Consider the following 15,321-nt stretch of genomic DNA (forward strand, 5'->3'; position numbering starts at 1 on the left):
AGCATCTATCCTAGACTCAACTATTTCTTGTCTATTACCAAAAATTTGATCAAATCAATCCGTTTCTGTAGAAAATAGAATAAGTTTTTTTGATCATTCCACAAACTCTAGCTTCTTAACCCTCTACCTTTATTGATTAAATACCAGCATAGTGAATAAAGCACTAAACTAAATAACACAAGAATCGTGATCGAAACCATGATGGGTACATCTGTCGTTCCAAGGAACCCATAACGAAATCCTGAAATCATGTAAACGATCGGATTAACTTTAGAAATTGCCTGCCAGATTGGTGGCAACATAGAGATCGAATAAAAGACACCACCGAGGTATGTCAATGGCTGAAGGACAAAGGTCGGCACGATCGACACATCATCATACGACTGTGCGAAAATCCCATTGATCAAACCCGCTAGTGAAAATAAAATCGATGTCATCAGCAAAGTAACAATCACGATGCCCCAAGAGAAGACATTTAGCGGAACGAAGAATAGCGAAATCATCGTTACCAACGCCCCGACCAAGATACTACGTCCCAGTCCACCAATCACAAATCCCCAAATAATCACATGTGTGGGAACGGGCGCAACTAAAATTTCTTCAATATTTTTCTGGAATTTTTGAGAAAAAAATGAGGACGAAACATTGGAATAAGAACTAGTGATAACGGACATCATGATCAACCCTGGAACAATAAATTCCATGTAGGAAAATCCACCCATATCACCAATACGTCCGCCAATCATTTTCCCAAAGATCACAAAATAAAGTGAGGTGGTAATCACTGGTGGAACCAGTGTTTGGACCCAAATCCGCAAGTAGCGATTGGTTTCCTTGATGGCTAAACTTTTTAAAGCTGTAAAATAAAGACTAAACATTTTTTTCCTCCACATGACCATTTTCTTCCGTGATTTTCAAGAATAATTCTTCTAAGCGATTCGATTTATTTCTCATCGAAAGCACTTTTATCCCTTGTTCACTTAATTGATCAAAGATTCCGTTGACCCCTTGATCCCGTTCTACTTCAACAGCAAGGGTCCGCTCATCTTCAAACGTACTAGTGTACCCTTGTAGAACTGGCGCTTGTTCATACGGTGCTAAGTCAAAAATAAACGTTTCAAATTGTAATTTAGAAAGTAATGATTTCATACTTGTATTTTCAATCAATTCACCTGATTGGATAATCCCGATATTCCGACACAACATTTCGGCTTCTTCCAAATAATGAGTCGTTAGAATAATCGTGGTACCTTGTTCATTTAATTCTCGCAAGAACTCCCACATTTCACGTCTTAGTTCAATATCTACACCTGCAGTAGGTTCATCTAAAATCAATAGTTTCGGTTCATGCATCAATGCTCTAGCAATCATCAGTCGCCGTTTCATCCCACCAGAAAGCATGCGTGCACGAACATTTCTTTTTTCCCATAGATTGGATTGCTTAAGGTATTTTTCACTACGCTTGATTGCTTCTTGTCGTGAAACACCATAATATCCTGCTTGATTCACTACGATCTGTTGAACTGTTTCAAAAGGATTAAAATTGAATTCTTGCGGTACTAATCCGATTTGTTGTTTGGCACGAACCAAATCAGTATCCAAGTCATAACCAAACACTTTTACTTCACCAGAAGTTTTATTCACAAGTGAAGTGATGATCCCAATTGTCGTAGATTTCCCCGCACCATTAGGACCAAGCAAGGCATAAAAATCGCCCTCTTCCACCGTTAAATCAATTCCTCGCAACGCTTCAACTCCCGTTGCGTATACTTTTTTTAAATTCTTTATTTCAAGAGCCTGTGTCATTTTTTTAACGATCTCCTTTTTTCCATCTGATTCTCTATTGTAACATGGAATGATTGAAAGAAAATGAATAAAGTTTTCAAAATAAAAATAGAATTTTATGTATTCGAGCATCCAATATAAAATCAATCATTTCATCTTCTTTCGATCAGTTGTTCTACTAAAATAAATGAATCCTTTTATCCATGTCCAAAAAGGAAGAAAGCATGATTTCTCCATCAGGAAAAGGCACGCTTTCTTCCTTTTTTGATATAAATAAGTTTGCGACAAACCATTCAAGCCTGACATATTAAGTCCGTACGTTTTAGTCAAAAATCTCCCATTTTCGATGTTGATCAAAAAATGTTGCTGCTTCTTTTGCATCCGCAACTAGTTTTTCCGGATAATTTAAGACTTTCAATAATGCAATCGCATTTCTGGTTTTTGCTGGACCTTGCTTTAATTTAAAATCAAAACTGATTCCTTTTTCTGCTGTGACCTGTTCCTCAAAATGGACATTCTCACATTCATTTTTCAAGATCTCAGTCAATTCAATATCGTGAGTTGCCACAAAAGCTAGTGAAGGGTAATCTGCCAACCATCTTACTACTGCTGCAGAAGAAGCAATCCGTTCGATCGTATTGGTTCCCTTTAAAATCTCATCCACAAAACAATAACATCTTTCCCCTTTTTCCACTTGATCTAGTAGACGTTTAATTGATTTGATTTCTGAAACAAAATAACTATCTCCTGCAAACAAGTCATCTTCGATCGCCATAGAAGTCAGTACGTGACCGTGCTGCAAGGTGAATTTTTCTGCGAGGGCTGTTTGGATCGTCTGTGCTAAGATACAATTGATCGCAATACTTTTCACATAAGTAGATTTACCTGAAGCATTCGAGCCCGTCACTAAAATGTTCTGGTGCCAATCTACTGGGTTCACTACCGCTTCCTTCAAGAGAGGATGATAGAGATCTTCTGCCTCTACGCCATTATCCGTAAATTCTGGCTGACAGGTAATAGGCATGTAGGTACGGTAGTTGAGAACCGCAGCCGCTACTTCCATTTCTCCCAATAATTCCCAAACCTTCATTGCCTCTTTCGTTTTTTTCTCTAACCTACTAATAACAAAGTGATAAGAAATAAACGGCAACATGAACATCATATTGACATAATCAAATAAAATTTCTGCTTCCGACCCACTCTTAACTCGAAAAGAAAAACCAAATTTAGGAATATCTTTTAACGGTTTAACATTTTGCCGTAATTCATCTTGAACCGGTGTAGCAATCTTTGCTACTTGATTCGCTGTTGAGATCGTTGAGACTAGGTAACCCATACTATTAATCTCAGTTTCTAATGTCTGTTTCTTGACTTGATAATAAAGTGTGTTAAAAATCAAACTACCAATCGCTAGATAGATACCTAAGACTTGTCCAAATAATAATAAAATTAAACCAATGATCGGTAAGAGACCTAAAAAAGTATAAAAGCCGACATGTCCGATCTGTTTACTTTGGCCATCCGCTAAATATTGCTTTGTAAAATTACCATCTTTTTTCCCTAGTCGTGCAAATTGATATTGGATTTTTTCTCTTGTTTGAGGGTTTTCTTGGTAAAAAGCAATTAACTTTTCTAATCGTTGATCTTCCCCAAAGTTAAAGCTCCTCAGCCGTTGATATAAAGCTTCCGAACCAATACTAGAGTATGTCAGGTTGATGCCTTCAAAAACTTCAAACATATCCAAATCGTACCACGTCAAGTCATCCACTTCACTTGACCATGAACGAAATTCTTTTTCTGTGAGCCACGCTTCCTTTAAACTTTTTTCTTTATCAAATCGAGGTTGATAAGGCACTCTTCCCCACTTCTGATGGACACTTTCTTTTAATTTTCGACGCGCATTGAAATCTAGAGCAATGAGCAAAACGATCACGCCACAAATCAATAGCATAATAAATGTTTTTTGATCCATACATTTTTCTCCTATTCTGTTTTCCATTGGATAAAGTATAGCATTGTTTGACCCCTTTTATGAGCTGAATAATGAAAGTTCAACATAAAATAGCTGTTTATTCATATTTATTCAATTTATTCACTATGTAGCTATATGAAATGAAATTAAAAGAAAAAGCACACTTATTTCCACCAACTTAAAATAGCGCTTACAAAATAATTGTCGTATACTAGAGATAACGAATAGGTGAAACGAAAGGAAGAAAACAAATGGCTACTACTTCGATGAACAATCCTCAAAAACATGCGGAACAAAAAATGAAAACTATTGTCATTTTTGATCTGTCTTTTAATTTTATTTCTACCAATGGTAGTTTGCAAACCCAGTTCTTAGAAATGAAATTAGCGAAGTTTTTAAGAGAAAAAAATCAATCTTGGGCTCTTAAAATATATGAAGCAAGTCAGATAGACGAACACGCCTCGGAAGCAGATATTATTTTACTAACCCCAACGTTTGCCTATGCCAAAGAAGAAATTGAAAAGAAATTCCCTCAGATACCAGTGATAGCTATTTCTAAAGCAGAGTACGGAACAATGGATCTGGATCACTTATGGGAAAAAATAAAAACGGTTCTATAAATAAGGTTGGTCAACTTGCATAAACTTTTTACTCTCTTTCAATTTAATACAAATAAATAGTAAATCAGCTGATTTGAAAACAACCAGCTGATTTTTTGTGGTCTATTTACATGTTTGCTCGTCTAAAGCTCTGTTCCATTAGAGGTTGTTACCCGCTTATACCAATCATAGGAGTCTTTTTTATACCTTTCTAGCGTACCAGAACCATCATTGTTCCGATCAACATAGATAAAACCGTAACGCTTTTTCATCTCCCCTGTTGTAAATGACACGCAATCAATACAACCCCACGGCGTGTAACCCAAAAGCACGACACCATCTTCATTGATCGCCTTTTCCATCTCTTGGATATGACTACGTAAATATTCGATACGGTAAGGATCATGAATCGTGTGATCCGCCTCCAGAACATCAATGGCACCAAACCCATTTTCAACAATAAATAATGGGAGTTCATAACGCTCATAAAAAGCATTCAATGAATAGCGGAGACCTTCTGGATCGATCGCCCACCCCCAGTCAGATTCCTTAATAAATGGATTCGTTACGGAGTACGTACTTCCACCACTAACATTCGTTGAAACATCTTGATGGACTTGCGAATCGACCGTATTACTCATGTAGTATGAAAAACCGATATAATCCACTGTACCTTCAGCGAGTGCTTGTCGATCTGCTTCTGTTATATCGATCTGGTACCCTTTACGCTCAAACATTTTAAGGGCATAATTTGGATAGTGTCCACGAACTTGTACATCACAGAAAAACCAACGATTATGCATCATCTGTTGCGCTAAGATTTGATCCGCTGGTCGAGAAGAAAATGGATAAATAGGCACCATCGCAATCATATTCCCAATCTCGAAATCTGGATTGATTGATTTTCCTAGTTTAACCGCCTTAGCAGAAGCAACTAACGTATGATGGCCACAAATGTACATCGCCTCCTCTGGATTTTCATAATCGCCAAAATGAACACCTGAGTTGGTCCAACCAAAAATATCATTTGAATAGTTCATTTGGTTGTTGATCTCGTTGAATGTCATCCAGTATTTCACCTTATTTTGATAGCGCTCAAATACCACTTCTGCAAACTTAAGAAAGAAATCGATCGTTTGACGATTCATAAATCCACCATATTCTTTGGCAATATGATAGGGCATTTCAAAATGGGACAATGTAATAACCGGTTCGATTCCATATTTCAACAGCTCGTCAAAGACATCGTCATAAAATTGAAGACCTTCTTCATTAGGTTCCAGCTCATCTCCATTTGGAAAAATACGTGACCAAGCAATCGATGTACGAAAACATTTGAACCCAAGATCAGCAAACAGTGCAATATCTTCTTTATAGCGATGGTAAAAATCAATCCCTACATGATTGGGATAATAATTACCTTCCACAACTCCATCCGTGATCACTCGAGGTACACCATGTGAGCCAGCTGTCATCACGTCAGCCACCGAAAGCCCTTTTGACGTTCCAATTACACCACCTTCAAATTGATGGGCTGCTAATGCACCGCCCCATAAAAAATTCTCTGGAAAAGCCATCCTATCCGCTCCTTTTTCATCTCAAATTTATTTCAATTACTTTAGTAAACGAAGTTAGAACACCACCAAATGCACACTTGTCAGGAAAAACTTTAGTGACAAACGCATCAGGTATCATTTTCCAATCAATGATATCAACGAAAGTATACTCCAAGCATCTAAGAATCTTTCTTGAAGCAAAAATACAAACGCTTTCAATTGGTTGTAAGAGGAAAATGAATGAAACATGTCCGTCATTTATTATACCGTAGAACGTCTGATAAAAGTAATTTACGTGCCCCATGAATCACAAACTTCCAAAAAAAATCAGTTGGTTGCCAAGTAACAAAAGTCCTCCCCCACATCAAAATTAGCGAAATTTAATAGTAGATATAAGTGAAAAGAGTTTCCATAATGAACAATCAACAAGGTAGTTTAGCTTTTCTCCACTTCTTTAATTAATAATAACAACTTTTTGACTATTCAGTCAGCAGTCTACATTTCTGTGTTCTTTAGACATGACAATTGTCATGTCTAACTGATGACATCCATGACTGTTTTACAACTCAAAAAATAGCTAAGATAACATCAGTAGGAGGAAAGAATATGAATCCAATAATCGATGTACAAAACTTATCGAAGGTGTATAACCGGACAACCGTTTTAGATAATATCTCATTTCAGATTGCACCCGGAGAGACTGTCGCACTATTAGGAGAAAATGGTGCAGGAAAATCCACTCTGATCAATCTACTTAACCAATTGATTCAACCAAATTCAGGAACTACTTATGTGATGGGAACCCAAGATATCAGGAAAGTCCGTGACAAAGTCGGTGTAATGTTGCAACAAAACTTATCACTCGAACGAGTCACCGTCCACCTGGATCAGGTATCATAACGTATACACCACTGTACATAATACTCACCTCCGTCCTCTAATACATTCAGAATAAACAAAAATAAAAGACTTTGTTGATTATGTGAATAAATGTACCAAAATTAATGCTTACATTTCCTAATTGTTACTATCTGTTAGTCTAGCATAAACTGTTTTGCTTTTTATCAACATGCTTAGTGCTATTTATTCTCTATTACACTACTAAACATTCTTTATAGGCTGACACCGACAGATATTTAAAATAACACCTATTTCCCACCCATTAATAGAACACATTTGCTGATTACTTTTTATTTTTAAATAAATATTGATGATCAAACCAACTTACTAAAAAACACTTCTCGGGTGACCGAGAAGTGCCTGAAAAGTCATAATTACAGTAAATACTCAGTATACAATTCCCATAACTCGTAAATGCTAACGATACATGGAATGGTACTTGATTTATTGAGGAATCTCCGTCCTATACTGATCCAGTATAGGACGATTTGAAAACTAGGATGCTTCACGAGCTTTTTTAATACCTAAATAAACAAACTTCAATTGTAGTGTTTGAAAGAGGTGTAAAGCACGAGAAATCAATCTTTCCTTATTCATAAAGTTTTAACTATATAATATTATAAGCTGTCATCACATCAAAACGTACCACAACTTAACAAGTTGACTAAATCATTGTAGCTTATAATAATGGATCAAGCAGTTGATATATTGCTCCTACAGAAGCCACTAGCTCCGTACTCCACTTAAGTTTTTCTAGACTGTCTAGTGCAAATCTTAGCACCTTTTTTTTAGGTTTCTCTTTGGTCGCTTCGTCCTTAATAGTTTCGATGTATTCTTGAGCATCGGCGATCTCTCCTTCTGGTAAGGAATCCTTCAAATTATTCAAAAGCATATCAAGCTTTGATAATAATTCTGACATATCATTAGTTAAAACACTCATATTCATATTCTGTCCTTGCTGTATATTAGTATTGTAACTATTTCCATATATATTTACGCTATTCGATATTGAATTATTACTCATATAATCCTCCAGACGTACTGCTGCATTACTTGCGTCTTGTAATGTCACAAAAAAATCTCTCCCATGTTGATAAATTGATTCAGCAATCTTAACTTCTGAATTTTCATAGTCACGCCATTCGTATTCTTCTTTAAAGTACTTTCCGTAATTGAGGTTAAATTCAAAAGAATTTTTGCCAATTTTTTTCAGAAGTTTTACTTCTCTTTCAGAAATAAAATTACACTCAAATGCTGACTCTATTATCTGAAAATCACTGAGAAATGTTTTAAAACAAAAGATTGATTCATTAACAATTTGTTGAAAATTCCAAGGTATCTTATTCCAGAAACCACTCTTAACTAAAGCCTCTTTTTCTTCATTAATCTGTGAGGCTATATTTTCTGTGTATCTCTTCCAACACTTGACATCTTGTTGAATATCTGAAATCGATTGACCTTCATAAGATGTTCCTCCACCAAAAATACCTTGAACCATTGTATCTCATCCTCTCTACACTAATTATTTTTATTATAAGTTACATACTTACAATAAATAAAAATTCTTTATACTTATTTTTTTCTATTTAGTACGTTCATAAACTTCTGCAACTCTTCCTGCGCTTCATCCGTCGTCCCGCTCAATTCACCCAGCATTTCAAATAATTTGTTTGTTGATTCTTCGATTTCTTGCTTCACATCAGCCAATTCTTGTGCGAGTTGTGGTAACGGTGTTACTTCCTCTTCTTCAAACGTGTCTACATATCTTGGAATATTTAAGTTGTAATCATTCTCCTTGATTTCATCTAATGTCGCTACATGTGCATATTTCTCAACATCTTCACGTTTTTCATAGGTTTCAATAATTTTATCAATGTTTTCTGGTGATAATTTATTTTGATTTTTCCCCTTAACAAAATCACTAGAAGCATCAATAAATAGAATGTCCTTCGTTTTCCGAGCTTCTCTTCCTTTGAATACTAAAACCGTAGTCGGAATACTTGTCCCATAAAACAAATTTGCGGGTAACCCGATAACAGTGTCTAACAAGTTATTAGCAATGATATTTTTGCGGATTTTCCCTTCAGATGCTCCTCGGAATAATACACCATGAGGCAATACAATTGCCATCGTTCCAGATTTATCTAGATGATATAAACCATGTAGAACAAACGCATAGTCTGCTTTAGAAGCAGGTGCTACTCCATAACCTTTAAAACGTGTGTCTTTTTCTCGATCAATACCTTTTATATCCCACTTCGCAGAATAAGGAGGATTAGCGACTACGGCATCAAATTTTAATGGGATTTGCATGCCATCTTTTTCAGCGAATGGCCAATCTGCATCAAGGGTATCGCCACGTTTCAAATTCATATTTCGATAATTAATGCCGTGCATCATTAAATTCATGCGAGCTAAGTTATAGGTCGTCGTATTCAACTCTTGTCCATAGAAATCCACACTGCCTGATTTATCTCCATCGGGTAATTCATTTTTTACGGTCAATAACAATGAACCTGATCCCATTGCTGGGTCATACACTCGAAACTGAGTATCATCAGCTACGGCATCTTTGGTTACAATTTTTGACAAAACTTGACTCACTTCATGAGGAGTATAAAATTCTCCACCTTTTTTTCCAGCGTTAGCAGCAAATTGACCAATTAAGTATTCATAGACATCACCAAGAATATCGTGACCAGAATCATCTTTAAAATCAAAGTCATTCACCATCAAAACAACATCATTCAAGGCTCTTGCTCGCTCATTCGTATTTGATCCCAATCGGGTATCTCCAAGATTAATGTCCGAAAAAACATTTGCAAAATCATCTTCAGCGACTGGATTACGTTTCGCATTTAAATTGAACGAGTCAAGCATATCCTGAAAGTCACTTGCTTTAATTTGGTGGTTTTCAATTTTTGATACCAACTGGTGCCAAGTATATTCAGGTGCAATTGCATACCCAATCCCACGACTGATCTCTTCTAAGTAGTCTTCTTTTTCTTCAGAATCAGTGACTTCGTAGTACTCTTCTAACCCATTTTTCTTTAGATATTCATCTTGATTTTCTGACAAATAGCGGTAGAACATAAACGGCAAAATATAATTTTTATATTCACTTGCATCCATTGTCCCACGTAATTTATTGGCCATCGCCCATAATTTTGCTGTAATTTCATTTGCATTACTCATTTTATTTTCTCTCCTTTTAAGCAAACATTTTTTGTAGTAATGATTTTTTCATTTCTTTTAGTGAATCCAATTCACGCTGATGAAGAGCGATAGTGTCGTCGAGTTGTTTGAAGAATGCGCCGATTTTTTGTTGTTCTTCGAAGCTTGGCGTAGCAATTGGCATTTCTAAAAACGTATCGACATGAATTCTTTTAGCTCTCCTCGAACCGTTAGCTAAGTTTCCTTGATATTTATAAAAACGTTCTAATGAGACATACTCTAATAAAAATATTGGATTCATATTTTCCTCAATATCAAAAGCTGGGGAATCTAGAGTTGACTCATATCCATTTAACTCAAGTGGTACTAATCCAAATGCTTGGTTCAAAAAATCTAATTTACCATACATAAACTGTCCAGACTTACGGATGTAATACTGAGTTGCAGAACTTCCCGAATAAATTTCCTCTTTTGGAATTACACCTTTTCTCCAAAGTTTTACAGTCAGTTTTTTTGCGACGCTACCATCTGACCCCTTAATTTTACTCTCTTTTAGAAAACATCCCAACTTACGCTGTTCCCAAGCGTCAGTAAATCCAGCAAAACGAATTTCTGGTTTATCTTCACCTGTTTTAGGAAACATTTTTTGTAAATAAGTTTGTTTTAATTGCTCTAACAGATCAAGCTCACGCTGATGAAGATCGATAGCATTTGATAGAACCTCAAAAAATTGTCCTATTTTTTCTTGTTCTTCACGTGAAGGATAAGGAATTGGCATTTTAACAAATACAGAATCCCTTATAGCAAACCTATCCGCACGAGCACCTGAATCACCATTTAATTTCATAAATTTGTGCCAGTATGAAGTAGCAAAATAGGTTTCTAAATACTGATTGTCCATATTGTTTGTTGAAAAAACATAATAAAGTGGTGACATTACACCAGTTCTACCTAATTTATTTCTTTTAATTGGACCAACAGGAGCAAAATTGGAGATTCGTGGGTTATAAACAAAGTCATTTGGTTTGACCACATAATATCCATCAATATTATTCTTATTTGATATTTCTTTATCAAAAAAATCATTTTGGGATATAATTCCAAATTCTGCCGAGTTGGTTAGGGTTTCTGTAAATTCTCTATCTTTATTTTTGGTTTGTACTTTTGTCGATATATCACTTAACTCTCGCTCTTCCCAATCTCCCGCATATCCTTTAAATCGAATTTCAGGTTCATTTGTTATTTCATTACTCATTTTAGCTCTCCTTCAATCTTCATTATTTCCTTGTCAAAGTCGGAAATAATATGCTGATGCTTATTGAACTCCTTGTACTCATCAACTGCTTTTCTCTTAGCTGCTTTACTGCTAATTTTTCCGTTTCCATCAAGGATTTGATAGCGATTAAATGCTAGAAATTCATCTATACTTTTGGCAAAATCTTCCATACCTAGAAGTGTTTCATCTTCCAATAATCGCTCAACATAATCAAAATAAGAAGATACGTTCCGTTCAAGGCTGCGAATTTGTTTTTCAGACAAATAATTTTTAGCAACCGATACATCTGACTGTAAGATTCTTCCATCTGGAGAGTTTTTCCAAGTCGTCAGTCCCATGTTCTTTTTTGTTTTGTCTGCACCATTAAAAACAATCTCTGCTGCTGTTTTTCCAGTAATCGCGTAATGAAATTTATTTTGTACAGTTGCATAAAACTGCTTCGTAATTTCAGAATTTTTATCATAATCATAAGAGATTTCTGCAAAAACGTCGGTTATTTGTTGCCAAATTCTCCGTTCACTGGCACGAATCGAGCGAACTGTTTCTAGTAACTCTCGAAAGTAATCCTTTCCAAAAGCATTCTCACCTTGTTTCATTCGTTCTACATCAATTTTGAAACCCTTTTGAATATAGTCTTTCAAAATATCTGTTGCCCAAATTCGAAATTTCGTTGCTTTTTGAGAATTTACTCGATAACCAATAGAAATAATCGCATCGAGATTATAATATTTGACCTTATTTGTTTGTGTTTTCCCGTCTATCGCACCATGTTGAGTGGTATTTTCCAAAATGGAAACAACCACTTGTTCATCCAATTCGCCAGACTCAAATATATTTTTTAAATGCTTGCTGATTGCTGGCACTCCAACATCAAAAAGTTGTGAAATAGTCTTTTGCGTTGCCCAGATTGTCTCTTCTCGAATAAGCACTTCGACTTTGTCACTATCTTCATAAATTAAAAACTGAATTTCATTCAATGGATCTTACTCTCCCTTCTTAATTTCATCTGCCATCTGATAGAAGGCTTTCCGAAACTCAATTCGATACTTGACCCACGAAAGACTTGCAACTTCCACTGCTGCAATTTCTTTATAATCTGTTCGTGCCTCATTCATAATGGTTGTTAATTCTCCTTGCTTATCCATATCCTCTTGGCCAAGTCGATGCCGTGAAATTAACTTAGCTAAATCTTTCGGTTTTGCACTATTATCTAATCCCCACATACGAACAAACTCCGTCAATAATTTAATGTTGCTATCTTTTTGAGATTGTTCCATCGCCTGGTTCATTTCTTCAATATCTCTAGGAGCGGGATACTGATCAAAGATGAATTCTTTCGTGAAAATTTTAGAAACAAAATTACGGACTTTCGTAATTTCCTTATCACTATCCGATTTGGCAATTTCAACATCGATCTCATTTTTTGTCAGTACAGCTTGATCCATCTTGTCTTCATGAACCTCATCTGCCATTCGTGCAATCAATTCAATTAGATAATCATAATTGATAGTCACATCATGAATATGCACCATTTCTAAATTGACTTGTGAAATATCAATATCTTCAATTTGGGCTCGTCGCTCACGCAGTTCATTCGCAAGTACAGTTGTCAGCATCACTTCTTGATCCTCTGTAATTCCTAAGCGATCATAAAAAATTTCAGGTGCATCATAAACAGAAACAGGATTTTTTTCATCGTCTTCGGTGAATTGCTTCAACTGATTCAATAGTCGATTGTAATCCTTTAAACCTTTAAAAACTTCTTCTTGCGCTTTTTCACTTGGGGGCAACTGAATAAAGTTATCTGTTAATTCAGCTAATTTCTGAATGACTTCTTTTGTTTCTTCTTCAATTTTACTAAAGGATTTTGAAAGAATCCCTGATTCTTCATTGTCTTTTTTTAATTCATCTAGTGACAGTTGTTCCGCTGCGGAATCTCGATTTGAATAAATGGCAAAAGACTTGTTCATCTCGTATTCATTTTGGACTGGCCACCGATAATTAACAATATTTCCTTGAGGTTTTGCATCCCTATCATGAATCCGATTCGTACGGGAATAGGCCTGAATCAGGTTACCACCTTTCAGCGTGCGATCAATGTATAATGTATTCAGCTCAGGAGCATCAAAGCCCGTAAGCAATTGATCCACAACAATGACCAAATCCAAATAATTTCCATCATCAGCTGTTTTATTCAATCTTCTTGCTAAATCTTCTGTGTACGATTTAACCGTCGTCATATCAAATGTTGTACCAAATAGTGCATTATAGGATTGAATTGCTCGATGCAGGTTTTCATTTGTTTTTAACTGATGACTGCTATTTGAAGTATCCATCGAAAAACTAATGGCAACTTTTATCTGTTCTTCAACTGATCGCTTACTGTTTTCTTCCATGAATTTATCAAAATACTCCATCGCGCGAGGAGTGCTGGCACGATTTCCCCCTACATGTACAGTAAATAACGCATTGTATTTCCGATTATTGGAACGTTCTTTCCAGTTATTAAAAATATCTTCAACCACAAGTTCTACATGCTCAGGACTATGGTCATACACACTGCCACGAATAGTATCATCGATATCTTCTTCCGTAGGATCTTCCGGAGCTTCAATCGTTTCTTTAAACTCCACTTTAAATCCCAGAACATTTTTATCAGCAATAGCTTCTTTAATCGTATAGGCATGCAATAAATCACCAAAGATTTCTCGTGTTTCTGGAAATTTTGGCGTACCTGTATAACCAACCCAAGCAGAATTAGGAAGAGCATTCCGAATGGATTCCAACATTCCTTCATTCTTACTCCCATCTCCAGTTGAACGATGTGCTTCATCAACAATGAATAAAATATTTTCAGTTAGTGGTTTAAAGCCATCTCTTGTTACATAGCGAGACATTTTTTGAATACTCGTCACAATGATATTTTTATCACTTTTCTTTGTTAATTTACAGTGCAAATCAGAAATATTGGCCGTATCACTCACAACACCGGTTTTTCCTTCAAACCCAGCTATTGGATCATACGCTCTATACGCATCTGCTGTTTGGTTCGTCAATGCAATTCGATCTACCAAAAAAATTACTTTATCTATATTCGATAAACGACTTGCTAACCACGCTGTTTTAAAACTTGTAATCGTTTTTCCAGAACCTGTCGTGTGCCAAATGTAGCCTAGCTTGCCTTCATCATATTTAAAATCGAATTTTCTAATTTTATCAAGCACTCGCTTTGTTGCATAGACTTGATATGGACGCATGACTTTGATACTTTCTTTGTTTTTTGTCCCATCTAAAACCATATATCGAGTAGACAAATCGTGTGCCATAGGAATAGACAAAACTTTATCCGCAAATAATTTCCAAGAGCGCACAGGGTGTGCTGTTTCTTCATCTTGCCAATTGAAAGCAAAAGCACGATTAAAATTTTGCAGAGTAGTATTTGCCATATAGCGAATATCAAATGGTGTCATTGCAATGAGTATTTGTAAGGTAGAAAAAATCCCACTAAATTGTTTTTCAGCAATATATTGTTCCATTTGATTTAAAGCTTCTGTCGCATTATGTAACGCTTTTTTCAATTCAATTTGAATAATTGGTAGCCCGTTAATCAAGAGCGTAATATCAAATCGACGATTGGGTTTACCATCTACGACTTTAGGACGTTGAATTTGATTGACAATTTGATAAACTGTATTTCCACCACCGACTTGTGCTTGATCAAAAACAGTTAAAAACACATGTTTTCCGTCATCAAGATCAACTTCAATTTCTGATACACCATTTACTCCATATAAAAACTGTCCAGCTAGATAAGGAGAATTAATATTGGTAATGACTTTTTTTACTTGATTAAACTCCGTTGTAGATAGTGGTTCATCTAAGCGTGCTTGATTATTTTGTTCTAGAATTTTTTTGAAATTATCCCACAGTTGTTCTGTTGTTTTAATTTCTTCTTTGTATTCCCATTGTTTTACGCCACCAATTCTCGTTAAATAATCAACGACTTCTTGTTCGAACTTCAATTCAGACTGACTTTTGATTCCAGATTGGTTTGTCATT

Annotated in this window: 11 protein-coding genes; 2 read left to right on the forward strand and 9 right to left on the reverse strand. The window is 35.7% G+C overall.

Features of this window, described 5'->3' with window-relative positions:
- Positions 1-107: 107 nt before the first annotated feature.
- The 3 genes from IGJ11_RS12780 to IGJ11_RS12790 all read right to left on the reverse strand — a co-directional run bounded on the left by IGJ11_RS12780 (position 108) and on the right by IGJ11_RS12790 (position 3,757).
- Positions 108-878, reverse strand: coding sequence for an ABC transporter permease (locus tag IGJ11_RS12780; protein ID WP_010720659.1), 771 nt, complete (start codon positions 876-878; stop codon positions 108-110).
- On the reverse strand, positions 871-1,806 hold the full coding sequence (locus IGJ11_RS12785; RefSeq protein WP_010720660.1) for an ABC transporter ATP-binding protein: 936 nt from the start codon (positions 1,804-1,806) through the stop codon (positions 871-873). The genes IGJ11_RS12780 and IGJ11_RS12785 overlap by 8 nt, the downstream gene beginning before the upstream one ends.
- Before the next feature lie 301 nt (positions 1,807-2,107).
- On the reverse strand, positions 2,108-3,757 hold the full coding sequence (locus IGJ11_RS12790; RefSeq protein WP_251849747.1) for a MutS-related protein: 1,650 nt from the start codon (positions 3,755-3,757) through the stop codon (positions 2,108-2,110).
- Between the two features lie 251 nt (positions 3,758-4,008).
- Between IGJ11_RS12790 and IGJ11_RS12795 the strand changes: the two genes are divergently transcribed.
- Positions 4,009-4,377 (forward strand): hypothetical protein, encoded by a 369-nt coding sequence (locus IGJ11_RS12795; protein WP_010737245.1) that lies wholly within the window; start codon positions 4,009-4,011, stop codon positions 4,375-4,377.
- Between the two features lie 122 nt (positions 4,378-4,499).
- Here the strand turns inward: IGJ11_RS12795 and IGJ11_RS12800 are convergent, their stop codons facing one another.
- Complete coding sequence (locus IGJ11_RS12800) at positions 4,500-5,933, reverse strand: 6-phospho-beta-glucosidase (protein ID WP_207433465.1); 1,434 nt, start codon at positions 5,931-5,933, stop codon at positions 4,500-4,502.
- A gap of 585 nt (positions 5,934-6,518) precedes the next feature.
- On the opposite strand from IGJ11_RS12800, the gene IGJ11_RS12805 reads away from it, so the two are divergent.
- Entirely contained in the window at positions 6,519-6,812 is a 294-nt protein-coding gene (locus tag IGJ11_RS12805) for an ATP-binding cassette domain-containing protein (RefSeq protein ID WP_278250477.1), read from the forward strand.
- Between the two features lie 679 nt (positions 6,813-7,491).
- Here the strand turns inward: IGJ11_RS12805 and IGJ11_RS12810 are convergent.
- The 5 genes from IGJ11_RS12810 to IGJ11_RS12830 all read right to left on the reverse strand — a co-directional run bounded on the left by IGJ11_RS12810 (position 7,492) and on the right by IGJ11_RS12830 (position 15,320).
- Positions 7,492-8,310, reverse strand: coding sequence for a hypothetical protein (locus IGJ11_RS12810; RefSeq protein ID WP_207433467.1), 819 nt, complete (start codon positions 8,308-8,310; stop codon positions 7,492-7,494).
- A gap of 74 nt (positions 8,311-8,384) precedes the next feature.
- Positions 8,385-10,007: a type I restriction-modification system subunit M gene (locus IGJ11_RS12815; RefSeq protein WP_207433469.1), complete on the reverse strand. Its 1,623-nt coding sequence runs from the start codon at positions 10,005-10,007 to the stop codon at positions 8,385-8,387.
- A 16-nt stretch (positions 10,008-10,023) separates the two neighbouring features.
- A complete protein-coding gene (locus IGJ11_RS12820; protein WP_207433471.1) occupies positions 10,024-11,241 on the reverse strand; it encodes a restriction endonuclease subunit S in 1,218 nt (405 codons plus the stop codon).
- Positions 11,238-12,239, reverse strand: coding sequence for a RhuM family protein (gene rhuM / locus IGJ11_RS12825; protein WP_207433473.1), 1,002 nt, complete (start codon positions 12,237-12,239; stop codon positions 11,238-11,240). Before rhuM ends, IGJ11_RS12820 begins: the two co-directional genes overlap by 4 nt.
- Positions 12,240-12,245: 6 nt before the next feature.
- On the reverse strand, positions 12,246-15,320 hold the full coding sequence (locus IGJ11_RS12830) for a type I restriction endonuclease subunit R (protein WP_207433475.1): 3,075 nt from the start codon (positions 15,318-15,320) through the stop codon (positions 12,246-12,248).
- Position 15,321: the final 1 nt, after the last annotated feature.

The organism is Enterococcus sp. DIV0691 (assembly GCF_051711145.1).
GTDB classification, from domain to species: domain Bacteria; phylum Bacillota; class Bacilli; order Lactobacillales; family Enterococcaceae; genus Enterococcus_B; species Enterococcus_B hirae.